The organism is Lysinibacillus sp. FSL M8-0355 (assembly GCF_038008985.1).
GTDB lineage: Bacteria > Bacillota > Bacilli > Bacillales_A > Planococcaceae > Lysinibacillus > Lysinibacillus fusiformis_D.
In genome coordinates this window covers 1,175,282-1,195,913 of sequence record NZ_JBBPAI010000001.1, presented here as the reverse complement: position 1 = coordinate 1,195,913, position 20,632 = coordinate 1,175,282, and the positions used below count along the sequence as shown (strand labels likewise).

The window sequence follows — 20,632 nt, the reverse complement described above, 5'->3', positions numbered from 1 at the left end:
AAGTATTTTTAAGGATGAGAAGTGATGAATGGATGTTTATAGCATACAAAAACGAGGCCGATAGAGTTATCAGCCTCGTTGCTCATTATCGAAAATTTTTCGCTTTTTCTTGGTACGTATCCCAAATTCGGTCAAAGTTCTCTTTTTCTTCATCTGTCATTTCCATCATTGGCAGACGTACATTGAGTGTATCAAAGCCTAACTTTGTCATCGCATATTTAATAGGCGATGGGTTCGGTTGAGCGAACAGCGCACGTACTAAAGGTAATAATGCTCGGTGAATTTTGGCTGCTAGCTTATGATTTCCTTCTTCAAACGCTTTAATCATTAATTGCATATCATTGCCTACAACATGGGCTGCTACAGAAATAACGCCTGCTCCGCCTATGGCCATTAACGGTAATGTTAAACCATCATCCCCACTATACACTAAGAAGTCATCATCTGGATCAATGTTCTCTATAACATCTCCCATCTGATCTAAGTTACCGCTCGCTTCTTTAATCCAAGCAATGTTTGGAATCTTGCTTAAAGCAACAGAAGTTTCATAGGCAACATTGACACCTGTACGCCCAGGGACATTATAGAGCATAACAGGTAGACTTGTTTGTTTAGCGATGGTTTCAAAGTGAGCGAAAATACCACGTTGATTCGGCTTATTATAATATGGAGCTACAAGCATAATACCGTCTGCTCCATTTTCTTCTGCTTTATGAGTCATCGCTATCGAGTAGGCTGTTTCATTGTCCCCTGTACCTGCAATAACCGGTACGCGTCCTGCTACTTTCTCTACTGTAAAGCGCACAACTTCGATTTTTTCCTCAGTAGACATTGTTGGGTTTTCAGAAGTCGTACCACAGGCAACGATACAGTCTGTACCGTTGTCTATCAAATGATTAATAATACGTTCTAGTTCTGGATAATTAATCGTGCCATCATCTTTGAACGGCGTAATCATAGCCGTCCCAATTCGACCTAAATTCATCCTTACACCCCTCTTATAGTAAGTTATCCTCAAGCATTGCTTCTGCAATTTGGATAGAGTTTAATGCGGCGCCTTTTAATAAATTGTCAGAAACGATCCATAGATGGAATCCTTTATTGTTGTCTAAATCTTGACGGATACGTCCTACAAAAGTAGCGTCTTCCCCTTCTGCATAAATAGGCATTGGGTAAGTTTGTGTTGCAATATCATCTTGTAATACTACACCTGGTGCATTGCGTAATACGTCAAAAATCTCTTGGATTGACGCTTCTTTCTCTACCTCAATATAAACAGATTCAGAGTGACCTGAAACGACTGGAACACGAACGCAAGTAGCAGCTACTTTGAGCTCTGGTGCATGCATGATTTTTTTCGTCTCATTAATCATTTTCATTTCTTCGTATGTAAATCCATTATCTGTGAATTTATCGATTTGTGGAATGACATTGCGTGCTATTGGGTAATGACGTTTATCACTACCAGACGGCAAAATAGTTGCTTCTACATCTTTACCTGCTTCCCAATTTGCGCTCTGTGCCTTTAATTCTTGAATAGCAGAAATACCCGCTCCTGAAACGGCTTGATATGTTGAAACGATTACTTTCGTTAAACCAAATGCTTTACGAATTGGCTCAAGTGCAGCCACCATTTGAATTGTAGAGCAGTTCGGATTCGCAATAATCCCTTTATGCTTCGCTAAGTCGCCTCGATTCACTTCAGGTACGACAAGCGGTACCTCTGGATCCATACGGAAATGGCTCGTATTATCAATAACTACTGCACCACGCTTAGCTGCCTCTGGTGCAAGCACAGCTGATACTGACCCACCAGCTGAGAATAAAGCGACATTGACGCCTTCGAAAGCTTCAGGTGTCGCTTCTTCAATTGTATATGTTTGACCATTAAATTCGATTGATTTTCCCGCTGAACGAGCAGAGGCTAGAAATTTAATATGCCCAATCGGAAATTTACGTTTAATTAATTGCTCCATCATTTTCGAACCTACTGCTCCTGTTGCCCCAACAACCGCAACTGTTAACTGCTTTGTCATCTGTCATCTCTCCTTGAATACATGTTCCATAATGTGTGCTATTGTATCACAAAAATACTGAAAATTGTGTGTAATCTATGATTTATTTGAAATATTGTATCAACAGCGGTTGTAATTGCTTTTTCTGCGTAATTGCTGCATGAACAGTATCCACCATTTGATCAAAATCAGCAATTAAAGAATTCGGTTTGGAGAGGGGGGCATCCTGACCAAAAGGAATAAAATAAATATTTTTGGCATTCAACAGCTTCATAATGTTTATACCATTTAAACCAAGTGCATCATTTGTTGAAATACCTAATACAACAGGTGATCCATTACGCAATGTTGCCTTCGCTGCCATTAATACGGGACTATCTGTTGCTGCATTCGCAAACTTACTTATGCTATTGCCCGTCATTGGCGCAATCACCATTGCATCTAATGGATTGGATGGACCAAATGGTTCCGCCTCTTTTATAGAAGAAATAACCTTTTCTCCTGTTAATGCTTCTATTTTGGCAATCCACTCCTCTCCAGTACCAAAGCGAGTAGCTGCATGTAAAACGGAGTGAGTAATAATTGGCACAACCGTTGCTCCGACATCAATAAAATTTTGAATTTTAGGTATGACATCTTCATACGTACAATGTGAGGCTGTAATACCTAGCCCAATTCGTTTCCCCGTTAACAATCTTCTTCCTCCTCTATTGCCTTGCACAAGATTGTAGCAGCGTCATGTGCAAAGTATTTCCCAGGCAATGATGGCAATAGTACATACGTTTGTAATTGCTCCGCATCTATATCTAAACAGCCTGGCTCTGAGGCCAAATCATATAAAACTGCTGGAACATGCTCTATAAATGATTCTGTAATCCATTTTGCTGGAATTGTATTGATGAAAATATCATCCGTAATAGACCATCGACGATCATCTAAATTCGTAGCTTTATAGCCATATGCTTTTGCCTCGCTCACTTGTACAACAGAACGTGCAACAATGTGGACGTTCGCCCCCATCTTAACTAGTAAAGAGGCGAGCATTTTGGCGATGCGTCCAAAGCCTGCGATTGTAAAATTTTGTCCGTAAATACATTTTTGCTCGAGTCCGTAAAACGTGGCGATAAATCCCTCCGCTGTTAACCGAGCATTTTGCCATATAAACGATTCTTGCTGCAAATAGCAAATGGATTCATTTTTCTCTAGTAATTGCTTCCAATGCATCGTTAATCGGCCTGTATAAAATTTAACTTGTGATATTCCATAGAGCTGCTCAACTTCTATTTTTAATGGAAGAATTGGTAGGATAATTTTATTTGGTTGGTATTCTAAAACCAGTTTATTTAACTCCTCGTTCCAAACGGTCGTTCTTTTATAAAACACTGTTCTCGATGGACTTCTTAGCATTGTCGCTAATTCCTTTAATCGTGAGTCCTCACCGATAACAAGCCATTTTTCGTTTTCCAAAAGCTCACCTCACTGTAAATATTCTGACTGTACTGAAGATGTTTTATTAAATAAAATCCGATCTTCACCAATTAAGATAATTTCGTGCCAAGGTATCATTTCACTAACTTTCATTTTCTTTTTTTGGAATGGTAGTTTATCTTTCACAATTTCAAAGCCATGTATTTTCCCTGTTTGCACATCTAATAGGCATTCTGTATGTGCCAAGATGCCAAAATGTACGCCACCCTCAATTTGAATTAACTCCTTATCCACCATCTCAGATAGTAGCATGCCTCATCTCCCTCCTTGTGCCATTACCTCAATATATGCGAGTTTTTGCAAATCGTGCCCCCTACCAAAAGTAGGAATGTGTTGCATTCCCATCGACATCTGTACATAGTGTATATACACCGTTATAACGGGTGAGGATTTGTGCATATCCATTTAAGTAATGCCAGTGATAAACCTCACGATACAGCTCAAAGAGGGCATTCTAGCGAATAAATTACATGCAGGTAATGCACTATCATCTATCCGTGCTCTAGCAAAGGATTTAAAGGTCAGTGTCATGACGACCAAACGTGCATACACCGATATAGAGCGAGACGGCTTCATCAAAACAGTTGCAGGCAAAGGGAGCTTTGTTACAGAGCGCAATCAAGATTTTCTACGCAAGGAACTTCTGCGACAGCTTGAGGAGCATTTGCAAAAGGCCGTAAAAATAGCGAAAACAGCCGGTCTTTCTAATGAAAAATTGCAGGAACTCCTATCTTTAACAGTAGAGGTGGACAATTAAGAGGAATGCCATTGAGATTCATGATTTACATAAGGTCTTTGAAGGCTTTTCTTTAAAAGATGTAAGCTTTTCAGTCCCTCAAGGAACCGTGTAGGCTTTATCTGAGAAAATGGAGCTGGAAAATCCACAACCATTAAATGCATGCTGAACTTACTAAAAAAAGAATATGGCGAAATATTGCTTTTTAATAAAGATCATGTCGAACATGAACTATCGATAAAAAACGACAGCGGAGTCGTATTTGACGATTTACACGTACCAGAAACGCTAAATGCGACGCAACTCGACAAAATCATGAGAAAAGTATTCCAAACGTGGGATTCAGGCTATTATTTTGAACGATTAGCTCAATTTAATGTCCCAAAGAGGAAGAAGATCAAGGAACTATCAAGAGGTATGAGGATGAAGCTGTCAATTGCATTAGCATTGTCACATCATCCAAAATTATTGATTTTAGATGAACCAACAAGTGGATTCGATCCTATCATTCGGGCTGAAATTTTGGATTTATTTTTAGCATTGATGCAGGATGAAACACATAGCATTTTATTTTCTTCCTATATTACAAGCGATTTAGAAAAAAATGCTGACTATATTAAGTTGATTCATAAAGGTGAAATTTTATTGAGCGAAAGTAAGGATGCCCTCTTATGATTATGGGATTTTCAAAGGGAATAGTGAGGAAGTAAGGGATTTGCCAGAGCATGCGATTGTGAGAAGACGTCCGGGAGCGTTTGGAATCGAGGCTTTAGCACTTAAACATGAAGGAAATGAGGCTTTCAGGCTTGAAAAACCTTAAATGGCTTCATTTATATACGACGCGAGAAATTTGCTAATCACCATCAAAAAATAGGCTGCCTATTGGCAACCTATTTTTTATCAATTACAACATGGATTAATGTGTCATTGGCAATATCAATCGTAAAGGCTTTGCCAAATCCAACTACATAGCGTCCGTCTAGAGGTGTTAATTCAAATAATGAGAAATCGAGTGAACGTAACATTTCCATCATTTTTGCATTAAATAGTTGATCGAAGGCAGCAAAAATCTCCTCATGACCTTCATTTCCTAAATTTTTAGGCTGACATTGCCAGCGTGCTCGCTCTGTGGCAAATGGATTGGCTGTCACAGCTTCATCTGCTACACAAATTAAATCGACTACTTCTGACTGCTCCATTAACTGGTAATGTTCGGCAATACGACTAATATACACATAAAATTTCCCATTCAAACGTATAAAAGGCGTTGTACTACTAAAAGGCTTGCCTTCCCCATCTACAAAGCTTAATACACAATTTTTTTTACCTTGAATAAATGCTTCATAGTTTTGTTTTACTTGTTCAATATCAATTGCTTTTGGCATGCTGTTTCCTCCTATACTTTGACCGTATTTTTTAATTGAATCCGTGGGGCATTATCCCATGTGACATATTGAATTTCTGCTTCCATACGATAAATTTGTTGGATCATTTGCTCCGTCATGACCTCATCCGGTGTACCCATTTGTGCTCGTAAGCCGTCCTTTACAACAACGATTTGATTGCTATAGCTAGAGGCTTGGTTTAAATCATGGAGCACCATCACAACAGTCATGCCCATATCACGATTAAGCTCTCGCACTAATTCTAGCACTTCATGCTGATGGGCAATATCTAAGAAGGTCGTGGGCTCATCCAATAATAGCACTTGGGGCCGTTGTGCCAATGCCATTGCAATCCACGCACGTTGCGCCTCCCCACCAGATAAAGCGGCAATAGGCTTTTCTTTATAATGTGAGAGGTAGGTTTTTTCCAATGCCCAATCAATTATGGCCTCGTCCTCTGCATTGAGACGCTCAAACCATTTTTTATGTGGATAACGACCATAGGCGACTAAATTTTTGACGGAAATATCGCTCGGTGCTTGATTTTGTTGACTCAGCATACACATTTTGCGTGCGATTTCCTTTGAGGATAATTGACGCATATTTACACCATCAAATAGGATGGTTCCTGCATGATACGGCTGCATCCGTGCGATCGCCTTTAAAATCGTTGACTTACCGGAGCCATTCGGTCCAATAATGGATAAAATTTCGCCCTGTTTCACTTCAAATGAAAAATTATGGACAACTTCCTTTTGTTCATAGCTGATGGATAGCTGATCAATTGTTAACATTAGAACGCCCTCTTTCTCATTAAATATAAGAAGTAAGGTCCACCGAGAACAGCCATTAAAATACCTGCTGGAATATCAAGTGGTGCAAATAATGTCCGTCCACCCGTATCGGCAATCAATAAGACAATAGCCCCCATAGCCATACTCATAGGCAACATGTACTTATAATCGGAGCCAACTAGTAGCCTAGCCATATGCGGGACGATTAATCCAACAAAGCCAATCATGCCAACTGCTGCAACCGAAATTGCTGCTAGAAAGACAGCTAAAATAGATAACATAATACGAATACGGGTCACACTTTCTCCTAAATTGGTTGCGACCTGATCGCCTAAACGAATAATATTAGCTTTTCGGATGGCAAAAATGGATAGAATCCAGCCGATAATGGCATACACATAAATCATATGCAGTGATGCATTTCCTTTTGCTGCAAGACTACCATTCATCCATTGCACAGCTGATGGTAAACGATCACTGTAAAGAATGGATAAGAATCCAATGACTCCACCACACAATGCATTTACGGCTACCCCTGATAAAATAATGGTGATGGGTGTAATGCCTGTACGTCTCCATGCAAGAGCATATACTATGGCTGCTGCAATTAAGCCACCAACAAAAGCTGCAAGCGGAATCAAATGCGTTAGCTCTGGATTAGCTAAAAGAATAAGTAACACAAAGGCCGCTGCCCCACTCGTTACCCCTGTTAACCCAGGATCGGCTAATGGATTGCCCATAACTGCCTGCAATAAGGCACCCGAAATGGCGATACTAGCACCAATAATTAATGCGAGCAGCACGCGCGGTAGGCGAATATCCCAGATGATGGTTGTATAAACACCCTCTTGATCACGTCCATTGATCAGGGTAGATAAAATATCAGGTACGGAAATATGAACACTGCCTAACCCGATCGCTACAATGGCTGCTAAAATCGTTACCACAAAGGTCGTGATAATAATCATGCGACTTCTTGCTGTATGAATCATACCTCTACCTCACGAACTTATTTATAAAAATAATCTGCAATTGTTGTTAGTGCTTTCTCAGCATTTGTAATGGATGTGACACCGAATGTACTATAATCAAGCATATAGATTTTGTCATTTTTATAGGCTGATAATTGTTGCCATGCACTATTCTTTTTAATCTCTAGTTTAAATTTATCTTCATTTGCTCCATGATCACCTGATGCTAAAACAAAAACGATGTCTGGATCAGCTACAACAATATCTTCTAAATTCATTGGCGAATACGTTGATTCTGCTTTTAGTACCGATTTCGCAATATTGTCTGCACCTAATCGTTCTACTAAGCTTCCTAAGTAGGATTGGTCGTTCATTACCATAAAGGAATCAGATGTACCGATGACAAGCATCACAGATGGTAATTCTTTTCCTTGTGCTTTCTCTTCCAATTCTTTTTCTTTTGCTACAAGATTTTGTAAAACCTCATTCATTTTTTCTTCTTTACCAAAGTACGTACCGAGCACTTTAAAGCTTAATTTTAAGTCTTCATATGAATCCGTTGGTAAATAAGCTGTCGGTAAATTCATTCCCTGTAGTGCTTGATCAAGTGAGCTTTGTAATGATGATGCCCCAAGGATTAAGTCTGTTTGTAAGCTTGAAATAACCTCTAAATCGGGCGACATTGGCGAGCCGATTTTTGTAATAGAATCAAAGTCTGCTGGGATAGGGTTTGTCGATGTTGGCACTCCTACTGGTGTGATGTCCAAAAGATGTAACATTTCTGTTAAAGGCACAGATGTCGTGACAATTTTTTCTGGTGCTGTTGTTGGGAAGCTTGCTAATACCTTTTGGAATGCTTCCTCATCGACACCATCTTGAAATGCATCCTCTTGCACATCAGCTGTATCTGCTGTTTCTTGTTGTGTTGTTGCTTCTTCTTTTATTTCTTTGTCAGTACTCTTTTCTTCCTGATCTGCACAACCAGCTAGCGCTAGTGATAATGTAAGGGTACTGACAGCAAGCCATTTTTTCATAAGATAAATATCCTCCAATTTAAATGCGAATGATTTTCAATATCATCCATACTATCAAAGTTAATTGAGAATTTCAATGCTTAATTGAGAAGAAAATAAACATTAAAAAAGGAGAACTTTGAAAATATTCAAAGTTCTCCTCATGTTGTTGAAAAAAGATCATGTCAAAGGCAGAAAAAGCAACTTTGCAAGGGGAAGGGGTGATTTCCGTTCCGCCAGCGTCCTTTCCAGGGGGCGTCCGATGAGCCGCTTCACTCACTTACGTGCGCTCCATGGTCTCATCTGTAACGCTAAATCCCCTAGGAGTGACGCTGGCTCCACTCCAATCAACCATTCTGCAAAGTGTCTTTACTTTTTTTCATAGTAATATAGCGATTAAATAGCCCATTATTTTTAGAGGGAATAAGCTCTTATTTTCAATGTGGGGAAGTGATGTGTGACAACACCTCTCCATAAAGAGTAGTGAAGACCTTCGCTTTATTTGAAAACTTTTGCTAAAAAGGTAACACTTTTGTAGGTTGGAGTGGAGGCTACTTGACTCCCGTGGGATAACGAGACAGGCGAGCCTCTAAACGGAGTGATAGCGGAGGAGGCGGCTCCGGCGCTCGCGCTCGCCCATAGGAAAGCAAGTAGCCTGCAACGGAAATCCATTTCTACCTTTCAATTGACTGTTTTGTTTTTCAACACTAAAAGGAGAACCTTGGAAATATTCAAAGTTCTCCTTTTTACTATAATGAATAAATTGTTATAACTTGGATAATTAGTATCATTTTAAGCTCTTTTATTCGCTTGGGCCAATAATCGAGATAGCTGGTTCGGCTTTTAAAATTTTGGCAATTAGTCGATCTACTGACTCCATGGATACAGCATCTATAGATGCAAGTACCTCGTCTACAGTACGATGCTTACGATGCACCAGCTCACTTGTCCCATTGCGATTCATACGGGCCCCCGTGCCTTCTAAACCAAGGACAAAGCTACCTTTCAGCTGCTCTTTTGCATTATCAAGCTCTTCTGCTGTGATGCCACCAGCGACAATGTCCAGTAAAGTAGCATCAATGGTATGCTGAAGCTGAGCTAATTGCTGGCGACTAGTACTACCATAAATCGTAAACGCGCCAACATCGGCATAACAGGATTGGTAGGAAAAGATAGAATAAGCTAACCCACGTTCCTCTCGTACTTCTTGAAATAATCGAGAACTCATATTGCCCCCAATAATACTATTCAGTGCAATAAAACTATACATATCTGGATCTTTCACACCAATTGCTGGATATGAAATCGCAAGATGTGCTTGCTCGGTATCACGAATTTTCGTCATTTCTCCTGGATAAAATGCAGGATTTGTCAGTACAGGCGCAATCGCTTGTGGAGAAGGTTGGTAGTGTCCAAATAAATCTTCAATCGTTTGCATAAGCTGAGCTGAAATATTCCCTGCAATGGATATAACAACAGATTCTGGACCATAATGTTTGTCCATATAATGTCGTATGGCGTCAGCTGTAAAAGTCTTTAATGTCTCAGCAGTTCCTAATATCGGACGACCAAGTGCATCATTCGGATACATGACACTCCACAGTTTTTCATGAACATCATCATCAGGCGCATCCTCACTCATTAATATTTCTTCTAATACCACTTGTCGCTCTTTTTCTAATTCTTCTTCCGCAAACGTAGAATGAAAAAACATATCTGCTAGTATTGTGACAGCAAGCTCTGCATGATGATCTAAAACTTTTGCATAATAACATGTATTTTCTTTCGATGTGAACGCATTTAACTCTCCGCCAATTCGATCAAATTCTTCAGCAATTTGACGGGCTGAGCGAGTTGTTGTTCCTTTAAATAACATATGTTCAATAAAATGTGTGATGCCATTTTCTTCTGGTAGCTCATAGCGAGAACCTGCATTCACAAAAATACCTAATGCAACAGACCTCACATGATCTATATGCTCTGATACTATCCGAACACCATTTTGACATGTATGTACTTGAACCAAAAAATCTCCCCCAATTATAAAAATTCTCTACTAGTCTTTTTGCTACTATTTAAAAAGGCTGCGCAATCATACGCAGCCTTTGGAATCATTATTATTTTTCTTGTTCAGCGCGTTCTTTTTCCTCTTGTATTACTACTTTACGAGATAAATTCACACGACCTTGCTTGTCAATTTCAATAACCTTCACAAGTAATTGATCGCCAAGTTTTAAGACATCTTCTACTTGCTTTGTACGTTCCTCTTGAATTTCGGAAATGTGTAGCAAACCATCTTTTCCTGGGAAGATCTCACAAAATGCACCGAATTTTTCAATACGTTTCACAGTCGATAAGTAATATTCCCCTACTTTTGCTTCCCGTACGATATCTTCAATAATTTGTTTTGCACGTGCATTCATTTCCTCATTTGCAGAAGAAATGTAGATTGTACCATCTTGTTCTGTATCAATCTTAACGCCTGTCTCTTCAATAATTTTGTTAATTTGTTTACCACCAGGTCCAATCACATCACGAATTTTATCTGGGTTAATTTTCACGATGACAATTTTTGGTGCAAATTCAGACAATTTTTCACGAGGTTCAGCAAGTGTTGCAAGCATTGACTCTAGAATATGCATACGACCAACTTTCGCTTGTGTCAGTGCTTCTTCTAAAATATTGCGAGATAAACCGTCGATTTTAATGTCCATTTGTAGTGCTGTTACACCTTTAGCTGTACCAGCAACTTTAAAGTCCATATCACCTAAATGGTCTTCCATCCCTTGAATATCCGTTAAAATGGAATAGTGCTCGCCTTTTTTGATAAGACCCATTGCAATACCTGCAACTGGTGCTTTTAATGGTACACCTGCATCCATCATGGCTAATGTAGATGCACAGATAGAAGCTTGTGAAGTGGATCCGTTTGATTCAAGTACTTCAGATACACAACGAATTGTATATGGGAAAGCCGATTCATCTGGAATAACAGCTTCAAGCGCACGCTCACCTAACGCACCATGACCAATTTCACGACGGCCTGGACCACGGATTGGACCTGTTTCCCCTACAGAGAATTGAGGGAAGTTGTAATGGTGCATAAAGCGTTTTGATTCTTCTACACCTAAGCCATCAATAATTTGTACATCACCTAGCGCCCCTAATGTACAAATAGATAGGGCTTGTGTTTGTCCACGTGTAAATAGACCAGAACCGTGTGTACGTTGTAATAAGCCTGTTTCAGAAGAAAGTGGTCGAATTTCGTCGAGCTTACGACCATCTGGGCGAATCTTATCTTCCGTGATTTGACGACGCACTTCTTCTTTTACCATTTTATCAAGAATGTTATACACTTGTTTCATTGTTTCATCGTCGGCTTCTTGCTCTTCATAGGAAGCGATAACACGATCTTTTACAGCTTGAATGGCCTCATCACGCGCATGCTTCTCCGCAGTTTGAATCGCATCATGCATATCAGTCTCACAAGCTGCTTTTATATCGGCTTGAATCGCTTCGTCAATCTCAAATAATGTCACTGGTAACTTTTCTTTACCTACCTCTGCCACAATTTGTTCTTGGAAAGCAATGATTTTTTTGATTTCTTCATGACCGAACATAATAGCTTCTAACATGATTTCTTCTGGCACTTCAAGTGCGCCCGCTTCAACCATGTTGATGGCATCTTTGTTGCCTGCTACAGATAAATGAATTGTTGAGTGATTCGATTGCTCCACTGTCGGGTTAACGATGAATTCTCCGTCAATATAACCTACTTGTACACCTGCTATTGGTCCATCAAATGGAATATCAGAAATAGATAATGCTAATGATGAACCTACCATCGCTGCCATTTCAGATGTACAGTCAGGATCATTGGACATAACCATCGAAATGACTTGTACCTCGTTACGGAAACCATCTGGGAACATCGGACGAATTGGACGGTCGATTAAACGGCTTGCTAAAATCGCCTTTTCAGATGGACGCCCTTCACGCTTAATAAAGCCGCCAGGAATTTTACCTGCAGCATATAGACGTTCTTCATAGTTAACTGTTAATGGGAAGAAATCAAGTGGTTTTGGTGATTTTGACATTGTTGCTGTGGCAAGTACAGAAGTATCGCCATAGCGTACTAATGCGGCTCCGTTTGCTTGTTTTGCTAACTGTCCAACTTCAATTACAAGTGGACGGCCAGCCCATTCATAGGAATAGACTTTCTTTTCGTTCATTCAATGAACCCCTCTCTATTATAAAAACACTTACTTCGTCTGTATGTACTAATAGTAAGTGTACCAAAAATGCTTGTTCTATGCTAAATAATATTTCATGAAATAATCATACATTTAAATTCAGTTATTGCCAATTTATTTAAGATTTATTTCTATATTTTATTGAAAAAGCATTTTTTACATTGGTATACGGATTTTCAATGGATTCCTACCAAAAGGTACAAGCTTAAATATCAATTTATGATAACATTGCGCTCATCATACAACATCTTATCAGTATAAAGAAAGTCACATAGCAAGTAAAGCTAAAACAAAAATAGAGGTACTATCAATCATACCCTGTAACGATTTGCTACAGGGTATTTGATCTTAGTGTTGAAAAACAAAACCATCTAGAGCATTTTTGTGAAAGATGAAAGTAGATTTCCGTTGCAGGCTACTTGCTTTCCTGTAGGCGAGCGCCAAGCCGCTTCCTCCACTCCAATCCATAAAAATGTTCACTTTTTAGCGAAGGTTCGAGTGAAGATGTTCACTACTCATTTTACAGAGAGGTGTTGTCACTCATCACTTCTCTACATTGAAATAAGAGCCTATTCTCTCTAATAATATAAATGAAGGGCAATTTTGTTCAGGAAAAGACACTTTTGTAGAATGGTTGATTGAGTGGAGCCAGCGTCACTCCTAGGGGATTTAGCGTCATAGCTGAGACCCGGAGCGAACGCAGTGAGTGAAGCGGCTCATCGGACGCCCCCTGGAAAGGACACTGGCGGAACGGAAATCAACCCCTCGCCTTGCGAAAGGTTCTTTTTCTGCTATTGCTATCACCTTTTTTCAACAACATAATCAAATACTCTGTAACGATTTGCTACAGGGTATTTGATTTTATGAAATCGTAAGTTATGTAGTTTTCGTCATGGAGTGCATTGTATTTTTTTCTAGCTTCATTTTTTTGCTTATGATAGGCATTACGAAGCGATCAAGCCCAAATTTTCCAGCATTATAGCCTGCCACAACGATAAAGATCGCCAGTAGAATATCAAATGGATTACTAGAAATCGTACCAGCTAGCAAGAAGGCAAAATTCATAACCATTCCAAAAAATGCTGCATATGTAGTTAAGCACCCTAGTATTAAGCCAAGACCGACAAGGAATTCTCCCCAAGGAATGACCACATTAAATATTTCAGCATTTGGCAAGGCAAATGACTCTATAAATTTTACATATGTAGGATATACCACTTTTTCTCCACTCATGACAGGATTCTCTGATGCAAATGTTAAAAACCCTGAGGCATCAAATCCATTCGTCAATTTACTCCAACCTGCTGTCAGCCAATGCCAGCCCAAGTAAATACGCACGGCTGTTAGAATAGCAGCAACAATGTTATTCTCTCTTAAAAATGTATTAAACATTAACCAATCCCTACTCTCTATTTTTTACTTTTCACAACGGTCTTCAATAAATCTATAGAGATCAGCTATTCTCCACACTTGCACCCTGTTGTCCTTCGTAGATTGTGAACATTTTATAAATGACTATTCATTCGTAAACGAAAAAACAACCACTATTCAATTCGTTCAATGCATTGAGCAGCAACAAAGATAGACTATCGCATAGTTTTTGAATTTGGTTGCGAAATGTGATTAGAATATACCATCCTTTTCAACCATACTAAATTGTTTTGATGATTCGTTCATCGTTGTGTAATAAAGTTATGGCTTATTGTTGAACAACATAAAATAATAGACGAGAATAAACCTGCATTATGAACAATACGCTGCATATATGTCGCAAGTTTCAACCATAAAAAAAGACTGTAGACAAACTAAAATTTGTCTACAGTCTAATACAGCTATACTTGCGCTTTGAATTAGCGACGTAAGCCTAAACGGTTGATTAGTTCACGGTAACGTTGTACGTCTGTTTCACGAAGATATTTTAATAAGTGACGACGACGACCTACCATTTTAAGAAGACCACGCTCAGAGTGGAAATCTTTTTTGTGTGTACGTAAGTGAGCATTTAGAGCGTTGATTTCCTCTGTTAATACTGCAACTTGTACTTCTGGTGAACCAGTGTCACTTTCGTGAGTACGGTACTCAGCGATAATTTCGTTTTTACGTTCTTTTGTAATAGCCATTTGAATGGACCTCCTAAAATATAATGAATCCCCATTAGCACAGTAAACGTTGGAGTCATCGATATACCGAGCTAAGGTTAAGCATTTATGCACTTATGAATGTTACCATAAATCATTTGATCAAGCAAGTAAAACGTCGGCTTGAATGTTGTCATCTCATCATGCTGTGACGCTTACAAATCGTTAAAGTATCGGATAGCTTCTTGTTTATCCTTTTCGATTTGCGCTTTCAACGCCTCAATCCCATCGAATTTTCGTTCGCTTCGAATCCGTTTGTACCAAGCTACATGTACTTCTTCACCATAAATATTTTTATCAAAGTTTAAAATATGGACCTCAATCGATAATTGCTTATCATTTGGATCTTTGAAAGTTGGTTTGTAGCCCACATTACAAACACCATCATACCAGTTATTTTGCACGAGTAAACGAACAGCATAAACACCACTTGCTGGAATGAAAGTGCCTTCTAAAGCTTGGACATTTGCTGTAGGGAAGCCAATAGTACGTCCGCGTTTATCACCGTGTACAACAATCCCATTGATTTCAAATGGTCTGCCTAATAGTGTTGTAGCTTCTTCCATATCGCCCTCTTGTAGTAGCTTCCGGATACGGGTAGAGCTGATTTTCTCAACATCGTCTGTTTTCTTCTCCACAATGGTTACACCATACTCACCATTACTTAATGCACGCATATCGTCCATAGTTCCTTTTCCGAATGCCCCAAACGAATAATCAAAGCCAGCTGTAACATGTTGAATATTTAATCCACGAATAAAAGTATCAATAAATGCTGCTGGTGAAAGCTTAGCAAAATCAGAGGTGAAATGGACAACAAACACCGTATCCACACCCTGTTCTTCAAAGAGCTGTAATTTCTGTTGTAAGAGTGTAATATAAAAAACTTTTTCATTACGTCCACCAAGAACTAATGAAGGATGTGGATCAAATGTCATCACTGCAGTCGGAATTTGCCGCTTATTTCCCTCTTCCTTCGCTGTCTTGATAACTGCCTGATGCCCTCTATGTACACCATCGAAAAAGCCAAGAGCAAGCGAATATGGCTGCATGCTTTCTCGTTGCTGTAATTGATGTGGGTATTTTAAATGAATGACCTCCATTGAAAAATCCTCCTACTCTATCGTCGGAAACATCTTGTGTGGCTTCATCAAACCATCCTTCGTAGGGTGAGCCTGATAAACCGCCACTGCCTTTCCATTGATTCCAAACACAATTTTATCATGACTCTTTAATAATGCATCTGCTGGAAGCACTTGTCCATTGAAAATTTCTTTTTCATTGGCGGCAGTAATCTCAATATATGGATAGTCTGCTAATGCATACTCGACAGGTAAAATACAGGTAGCTGCTTGCTCTGCATCCATTAGCTCAGCAACCTGCGCTAATGTAAAGCAGTTATCACGAGTAAAGGTGCCTGAGGCTGTGCGTACGAGCTCCTTCATATGTGCAGGATAGCCAAGAGCTTCACCAATTTGCACAGCTAGTGTACGAATATAGGTCCCTTTACTGCAAGCAATACGAACCGGAAATGTAATCTCTTGCCCCTCATATTGTTCAATCTCATCAAGCAGCTCTAAAGCATAAATCGTTACTTGACGTGTTGGTCTTTCAACCGTTTCGCCTTTTCTGGCATACTCATAGAGACGTTTTCCATTTACTTTTACCGCTGAAAACATTGGTGGCGTTTGTTCAATAACACCTGTTAATGTAGCTAACACCTCTAACAGCTGCTCACGAGAAAAGCTTTTTGTGGTCTGATCTTGCGCAACCGTTTCGCCTTCTGCATCCTCTGTTGTTGTAGTACGGCCGATTGAAATGATAGCTTCATAGACCTTTCCTGCATCGGTTAAATATTCAGCAATACGCGTTGCTTGGCCAATACAAATAGGTAGCACACCCTCTACTCCCGGGTCTAGTGTCCCTGTATGCCCAACTTTTTTTGTGCGCAAAATTTTCCGTAATTTAAAGACACAATCATGGCTCGTCATGCCTCTTTCTTTCCAAAGTGGTAAAATACCGTTCATATTAGTGCCTCCCAGTTACCTTCTCTATCATCGACTACGTATTGACATAATCTTTTTCCATAAAGATAAAAGTCTGCCTGCATTAACATGCATGTGGCAGACTTTTTTAGCTTATTCTTTGTGTAAACCTCTTAACAATGAATCAATACGGTTACCATATTCAATCGATGAATCAAATTCAAAGAGTAGTTCTGGTGTACGTCGTAAACGAATGCGTGATCCGATTTCTGATCGAATGAAGCCAGAAGCTTTTACTAAAGCTTTAAGCGTTTCTTCACGTTCACGCTCATTGCCTAAAGATGTAATATAAATTGTCGCTTGCTGTAAATCACCCGTTACATCAACACCTGTAACAGTCACAAAACCAACACGCGGATCTTTTATTTTACGGCCAATAATATCGCCAAGCTCTTTTTTCATTTGCTCAGCAACACGGTTTGAACGTAGAGACATAATTTGTCACCTCTATTTCGATGTACAGATAGCTGTGCATTTCATTGCTGTATCAAGCTTACAGCTATCTACTATTGCTTATAAATAATCTCGCCACACATCAAGCTGTTCCCATGATGGATTTGACTGCAAATAATGGAGCGCATGATTTATTTCCCGTTCAGCTGCATCTTTTGATGAAGAAACAGCAACAAGTCCTAATTTCGTACGCTGCCATACATTTTGATGGTCAATTTCCGCAATAGAAACATTAAATTTCTGCTTTGTGCGGGTAATCATACGCTGTAAGACAGCGCGTTTTTCCTTTAACGAATGGGCAGTTTGAATGATGAATTCAACCTCTGCATAAACGATCATTAGACGCGTTTAACTTCTTCCATAATATAGGCTTCAATAATATCGCCTTCTCTAATATCGTTGAAGTTTGTAATCGTAATACCACATTCGTATCCTCTTGCTACTTCTTTCACTTCATCTTTGAAGCGTTTAAGCGTATCTAGCTCACCTTCAAATATAACCACATTATCGCGGATTACACGTACACCTGAATCACGCGTTACTTTTCCTTCTGTTATATATGAACCAGCAATTGTACCAACTTTTGATACTTTAATTGTTTGACGAACTTCTGCTTGACCAATAATTTTTTCTTCAAACTCAGGATCAAGCATACCTTTCATCGCTTGTTCAATCTCTTCAATTACTTTATAGATGATGCGGTGTAAGCGAATATCTACACCCTCTTCTTCTGCAGCACGTTTTGCGTTAACATCTGGACGTACGTTAAATCCAATAACAATCGCATTGGAAGCTGCTGCAAGAGAAATATCAGATTCTGTAATAGCACCCGCACCTGTGTGAATAATTTTCACATTTACGCCTTCTACATCAATTTTCATTAATGAGGCAGCCATTGCTTCAACAGTACCTTGAACGTCAGCTTTCACAATTAAGTTAAGCTCTTTCATTTCGCCTTGGCTCATTTGTTCAAATAAGTTATCCAACGTAACACGTTGTTTTTCTGAACGCTGTGCTTGAATTGCTGACATGGCACGAGTTTCACCAACTTGGCGTGCTGTTTTCTCGTCTTCAAAGACTACGAAGCGGTCACCAGCTTGAGGTACATCGTTTAAACCTGTAATTTCTACTGGTGTCGATGGGCCAGCTTCTTTTACACGACGACCTTTGTCATTCACCATCGCACGTACACGACCATACGTATGACCTACAACAATTGGATCTCCTACTTTTAATGTTCCATCTTGTACTAATAGCGTAGCAACAGAGCCACGTCCTTTATCAAGCTGTGCTTCAATAACTGTACCAAGCGCTAAACGATCTGGGTTCGCTTTAAGCTCACCAACCTCGGCTACAAGTAAAATCATTTCTAACAATGTATCAATGCCTTCACCTTTTAATGCAGAAATCGGTACGAAAATTGTTTCGCCGCCCCATGCTTCAGGAACTAAGCCATGCTCTGTTAATTCTTGCATGACACGATCAGGATTTGCTGATGGTTTATCCATTTTATTCACAGCTACAATAATTGGTACTTCGGCTGCTTTAGCGTGATTAATCGCTTCTACTGTTTGCGGCATGACACCATCGTCAGCAGCAACTACTAAAATGGTTAAGTCAGTTACTTTTGCTCCACGTGCTCGCATTGTTGTGAAAGCAGCGTGTCCTGGTGTATCAAGGAAAGTAATTTTCTTGTCGCCTTCCGTTACTTGGTATGCCCCAATATGTTGTGTGATACCACCGGCTTCTCCTGCTGTCACTTTCGTATTACGAATAGAATCCAATAATGTTGTTTTACCGTGGTCAACGTGACCCATGATTGTTACAACTGGTGGACGTTCTGATAATACTGCTTCGTTCACTTCTTCTATTTGCTCGAAGTGTGTTTCTAAATCCGTAATATCTACACGAATTTCTTCTTCCACTTCTACACCGTAGTCTGCGCAGATTAATTCAATTGCATCCTTATCTAATTCTTGGTTAATTGTTGCCATTACACCAAGCATAAATAATTTCTTAATGATTTCAGATGGCTCACGGTGTAATTTTTTTGCTAATTCCGCTACTGATAATGATTCAACAAAAGTAATTTTTTCTGGCAGTTCCTTTTGTTTTACTGGTATAGACGGTTGATGCGTTTTTGGATGGCGACGTTTGCCTCCATGAATGCCTGGTTTTGGACGTTGGTTGTAACCACCGCCACCTCTACGATTATTATTATTATTGTTATTATTATTATTTTGTGTCATATTTCTATTTTGATTACCTTTTGTATTCTTAGATTTTTCGTTAGACGAATTTGAGTTTTGCTGTGTGTGTTGCTGATTGTTTGCTTTAGGCTTAGAAGTAGCAGATTGCTGCCTTTGTCCTTCTTGCATTTTCACCGAATGCTGTGGTTTTTGCTGTCCATTCGATTGAGGTCTTTGCCCCATATTTTGAATGGGTTTTTTTGCTGCTACATTTTTCTCAGGTGTTGCTTTAAATGATTGGTTTAACTTTGCCACAATATCTTTTTCCAACATCGACATATGGTTTGTTACACTCACATTTAATTTACTTAGTGCTTCAATAACCTCTTTACTCGTTTTATTCACTTGCTTCGCATATTCATGAACTCTGATTTTGGTCATCTGCTCACCCCCGATTAGTTTTCGTTGAGTAGACTAGACAATTTACGTGCAAAACCTTTATCGGTAATAGCTAAAGCCACTCGGGCCTCCTTACCTGTAGCATGTCCTAGATCGTAGCGATCTCCAATTACATGATACTCAACGTTGTAGTACGTGCACTTATCTTGAATTTTCTTACTAGAGTTTTTAGAGGCATCGTTTGCAAGCAATACTAGCTTAGCATTGCCATTCCGAACTTCCTTTACTACTAACTCTTCTCCTGAAATCACTTTACGTGCTCTTGCTGCGATCCCAAGCAAATTAAATATTGCTTGATTTATCATAAAATTGACTCCCTACGAATCAGCAAAATAAGTTCCTCATAAATTTCTTCAGGAATTTTAACATCAAGCTGGTGCCCTAATACATTTTTTTTGCGCGCGATGTCGATTGCATTCTCTGATTTAGATACATATGCACCACGCCCAGGCTTTTTTCCGGAGATATCTACACTTACTTCGCCCTCTTTTGAACGAACAACACGTACCATCTCTTTCTTTGGTAGCATTTCTCCAGTTGCTACACATTTACGAAGAGGTACCTTTTTGTTTACAGCCATAAGAATCACCATTCCTCTCTGAAGCTTGTCGTAAGAGGTGGACAAGTCATGCTCTACTTGACGCTCTGACAGTATTCAGTCGGCGTAGGGGGCCCACTGAATACTGTCAGCTA

23 protein-coding genes are annotated in these 20,632 nt (G+C 39.5%); 2 read left to right on the top strand and 21 right to left on the bottom strand.

The genetic code is table 11. The annotated features are described in order from the left end of the window. Positions 1-85 precede the first annotated feature (85 nt). The 5 genes from dapA to MKY46_RS05635 form a co-directional block, all read right to left on the bottom strand. Positions 86-985, bottom strand: coding sequence for a 4-hydroxy-tetrahydrodipicolinate synthase (dapA, locus tag MKY46_RS05655; protein ID WP_058843932.1), 900 nt, complete (start codon positions 983-985; stop codon positions 86-88). Between the two features lie 13 nt (positions 986-998). Continuing rightward, the gene (locus MKY46_RS05650) at positions 999-2,036 is read right to left on the bottom strand and encodes an aspartate-semialdehyde dehydrogenase (RefSeq protein ID WP_058843933.1); all 1,038 of its coding nucleotides are present in this window, start codon (positions 2,034-2,036) and stop codon (positions 999-1,001) included. 82 nt (positions 2,037-2,118) lie between these two features. Continuing rightward, positions 2,119-2,709 (bottom strand): dipicolinate synthase subunit B, encoded by a 591-nt coding sequence (locus MKY46_RS05645; protein WP_089932009.1) that lies wholly within the window; start codon positions 2,707-2,709, stop codon positions 2,119-2,121. After that, complete coding sequence (locus MKY46_RS05640; RefSeq protein ID WP_036121339.1) at positions 2,703-3,482, bottom strand: NAD(P)-dependent oxidoreductase; 780 nt, start codon at positions 3,480-3,482, stop codon at positions 2,703-2,705. Before MKY46_RS05640 ends, MKY46_RS05645 begins: the two co-directional genes overlap by 7 nt. Positions 3,483-3,491: 9 nt before the next feature. Beyond that, positions 3,492-3,755, bottom strand: coding sequence for a sporulation protein, YlmC/YmxH family (locus tag MKY46_RS05635; RefSeq protein WP_036121342.1), 264 nt, complete (start codon positions 3,753-3,755; stop codon positions 3,492-3,494). A 166-nt stretch (positions 3,756-3,921) separates the two neighbouring features. Between MKY46_RS05635 and MKY46_RS05630 the strand changes: the two genes are divergently transcribed. Beyond that, positions 3,922-4,260 carry a GntR family transcriptional regulator gene (locus MKY46_RS05630; protein ID WP_340833817.1) on the top strand — a complete coding sequence of 113 codons (339 nt, stop codon included), beginning with the start codon at positions 3,922-3,924 and terminating at the stop codon, positions 4,258-4,260. Positions 4,261-4,401: 141 nt separating this feature from the next. Beyond that, positions 4,402-4,914: an ATP-binding cassette domain-containing protein gene (locus MKY46_RS05625; RefSeq protein WP_230593795.1), complete on the top strand. Its 513-nt coding sequence runs from the start codon at positions 4,402-4,404 to the stop codon at positions 4,912-4,914. A gap of 215 nt (positions 4,915-5,129) precedes the next feature. On the opposite strand, the gene MKY46_RS05620 is transcribed toward MKY46_RS05625, so the two are convergent. The 16 genes from MKY46_RS05620 to rnpM form a co-directional block, all read right to left on the bottom strand. Further along, on the bottom strand, positions 5,130-5,624 hold the full coding sequence (locus MKY46_RS05620) for a pyridoxamine 5'-phosphate oxidase family protein (protein WP_036121345.1): 495 nt from the start codon (positions 5,622-5,624) through the stop codon (positions 5,130-5,132). An 11-nt stretch (positions 5,625-5,635) separates the two neighbouring features. Then, positions 5,636-6,418 carry an ABC transporter ATP-binding protein gene (locus MKY46_RS05615; RefSeq protein ID WP_036121348.1) on the bottom strand — a complete coding sequence of 261 codons (783 nt, stop codon included), beginning with the start codon at positions 6,416-6,418 and terminating at the stop codon, positions 5,636-5,638. Continuing rightward, the gene (locus MKY46_RS05610) at positions 6,418-7,410 is read right to left on the bottom strand and encodes a FecCD family ABC transporter permease (protein ID WP_036121351.1); all 993 of its coding nucleotides are present in this window, start codon (positions 7,408-7,410) and stop codon (positions 6,418-6,420) included. Before MKY46_RS05610 ends, MKY46_RS05615 begins: the two co-directional genes overlap by 1 nt. A 17-nt stretch (positions 7,411-7,427) precedes the next feature. Beyond that, positions 7,428-8,423 (bottom strand): ABC transporter substrate-binding protein, encoded by a 996-nt coding sequence (locus MKY46_RS05605; protein ID WP_340833816.1) that lies wholly within the window; start codon positions 8,421-8,423, stop codon positions 7,428-7,430. Between the two features lie 73 nt (positions 8,424-8,496). Beyond that, the gene (locus MKY46_RS05600; protein WP_197412998.1) at positions 8,497-8,682 is read right to left on the bottom strand and encodes a hypothetical protein; all 186 of its coding nucleotides are present in this window, start codon (positions 8,680-8,682) and stop codon (positions 8,497-8,499) included. 522 nt (positions 8,683-9,204) lie between these two features. Beyond that, positions 9,205-10,428: a M16 family metallopeptidase gene (locus MKY46_RS05595; protein WP_089932003.1), complete on the bottom strand. Its 1,224-nt coding sequence runs from the start codon at positions 10,426-10,428 to the stop codon at positions 9,205-9,207. A gap of 91 nt (positions 10,429-10,519) precedes the next feature. Then, positions 10,520-12,634, bottom strand: a complete 2,115-nt coding sequence (gene pnp / locus MKY46_RS05590) for a polyribonucleotide nucleotidyltransferase (RefSeq protein WP_058845147.1) — start codon at positions 12,632-12,634, stop codon at positions 10,520-10,522. Between the two features lie 897 nt (positions 12,635-13,531). Continuing rightward, the gene (locus MKY46_RS05585; RefSeq protein ID WP_036121376.1) at positions 13,532-14,047 is read right to left on the bottom strand and encodes a DoxX family protein; all 516 of its coding nucleotides are present in this window, start codon (positions 14,045-14,047) and stop codon (positions 13,532-13,534) included. Between the two features lie 458 nt (positions 14,048-14,505). Continuing rightward, the gene (rpsO, locus tag MKY46_RS05580) at positions 14,506-14,775 is read right to left on the bottom strand and encodes a 30S ribosomal protein S15 (RefSeq protein WP_036121378.1); all 270 of its coding nucleotides are present in this window, start codon (positions 14,773-14,775) and stop codon (positions 14,506-14,508) included. A gap of 173 nt (positions 14,776-14,948) precedes the next feature. Then, entirely contained in the window at positions 14,949-15,896 is a 948-nt protein-coding gene (gene ribF, locus MKY46_RS05575; RefSeq protein ID WP_036121380.1) for a riboflavin biosynthesis protein RibF, read from the bottom strand. A gap of 12 nt (positions 15,897-15,908) precedes the next feature. Beyond that, positions 15,909-16,820 (bottom strand): tRNA pseudouridine(55) synthase TruB, encoded by a 912-nt coding sequence (gene truB / locus MKY46_RS05570; protein ID WP_036121383.1) that lies wholly within the window; start codon positions 16,818-16,820, stop codon positions 15,909-15,911. A gap of 111 nt (positions 16,821-16,931) precedes the next feature. Beyond that, positions 16,932-17,273 carry a 30S ribosome-binding factor RbfA gene (gene rbfA / locus MKY46_RS05565; protein WP_036121387.1) on the bottom strand — a complete coding sequence of 114 codons (342 nt, stop codon included), beginning with the start codon at positions 17,271-17,273 and terminating at the stop codon, positions 16,932-16,934. Between the two features lie 78 nt (positions 17,274-17,351). Next, positions 17,352-17,630, bottom strand: a complete 279-nt coding sequence (locus MKY46_RS05560; RefSeq protein WP_036121391.1) for a DUF503 domain-containing protein — start codon at positions 17,628-17,630, stop codon at positions 17,352-17,354. Further along, positions 17,630-19,921 carry a translation initiation factor IF-2 gene (gene infB, locus MKY46_RS05555; RefSeq protein WP_089932001.1) on the bottom strand — a complete coding sequence of 764 codons (2,292 nt, stop codon included), beginning with the start codon at positions 19,919-19,921 and terminating at the stop codon, positions 17,630-17,632. The genes MKY46_RS05560 and infB overlap by 1 nt, the downstream gene beginning before the upstream one ends. 14 nt (positions 19,922-19,935) lie before the next feature. Beyond that, positions 19,936-20,244, bottom strand: coding sequence for a YlxQ family RNA-binding protein (locus MKY46_RS05550; RefSeq protein WP_036121397.1), 309 nt, complete (start codon positions 20,242-20,244; stop codon positions 19,936-19,938). Continuing rightward, the gene (gene rnpM, locus MKY46_RS05545) at positions 20,241-20,519 is read right to left on the bottom strand and encodes an RNase P modulator RnpM (RefSeq protein ID WP_036121399.1); all 279 of its coding nucleotides are present in this window, start codon (positions 20,517-20,519) and stop codon (positions 20,241-20,243) included. Before rnpM ends, MKY46_RS05550 begins: the two co-directional genes overlap by 4 nt. Between the last annotated feature and the right edge of the window lie 113 nt (positions 20,520-20,632).